The following is a 931-nucleotide window of genomic DNA, read 5'->3' as shown; positions in this document are numbered from 1 at the left end:
ACGGTCACTCGGGTGAAGCGGGTTCTGAAGGCTAAATGCTCCTTTCATTTTTCCGCCCTCTAACTTGATGTGGCCGAGTGTATTGGTCCAGTGATATCCGCCAAAAGCCTGCTCTATTTTGGCTTCCAGGTCATTCTCATGACCATGTGCCGAGACTTCTGTATGCGCAAAAACGCCATCTTGATTTGCCCAAGTGAGCCGAATGTTTGCATCATTAATGGCGAATCCTGCCTCGTTCCCTTTTGCTTCGCCGCCCATCAAAACGCCGGGAATCTGCCATAGATTGTCATCGGCGATGCCTTTGTCTTGAGCGCTTAGATAAATACCGGCTTGCACCTTGGCTTGTGGCATATATAGAAAGTCTCCGTGCGCCAGAGCTGACTCAGGCGCAGCGAGAATTAACACTGCGCTATATCGTCCAACACGAAGTAATAATTGAGAAAGTCGCATGATCAATTCCATGGGTTGCTGAATCTTGGGTTGGAAATAAAGCTTTGATCGGTGAGGCTTTGGAGAAAGGCGAGTACATCATCCTTATCTTGATCGCTCATTACAAAGCCATTCACAAAGCTGTCTTTAAACGGGTTTTGTCGGCCGTCTCCAGCATAAGGCCCTTGGCTGATTAGACGTCCTCCCGCTGCGTAAATCTCAAGTACTTCTTCTAGCGAGGCAACGCTACCATCGTGCATATAGGGGGCGGTAAGCGCGATGTTGCGAAGTGACGGTGCCCGAAATTTCCCCATGTCTGTGGGGTCTTGGGTGATCTCAAACAAACCAGTGTTGTCGGCAGGGTAATCGCCGTTACCGCCGATATTGAATAAGCCTGTATTATGAAACGGACGATTAATGAAACTCATCGAGCGATCCATTGTTGAGTCGCTTAAATGGTAGCCTCCATGACAGTGAAAGCACTCTAGCTCCTCGCTAAAAA

Annotated in this window: 1 protein-coding gene and 1 pseudogene; both read right to left on the bottom strand. The window is 48.7% G+C overall.

Annotated features, from left to right (window positions below; all coding sequences use genetic code 11):
- Positions 1-450, bottom strand: a 450-nt coding sequence (locus A3750_RS14990) for a hypothetical protein (protein ID WP_156498617.1), incomplete at its 3' end; no start/stop codon positions are given.
- A 2-nt stretch (positions 451-452) separates the two neighbouring features.
- Positions 453-931, bottom strand: a pseudogene (locus tag A3750_RS14985) (di-heme enzyme); the annotation flags it as partial.

This window comes from Oleiphilus sp. HI0079 (assembly GCF_001635105.1).
Note: the sequence above shows the minus strand (reverse complement) of the source record. Positions and strands in the feature narration are given on the sequence as shown.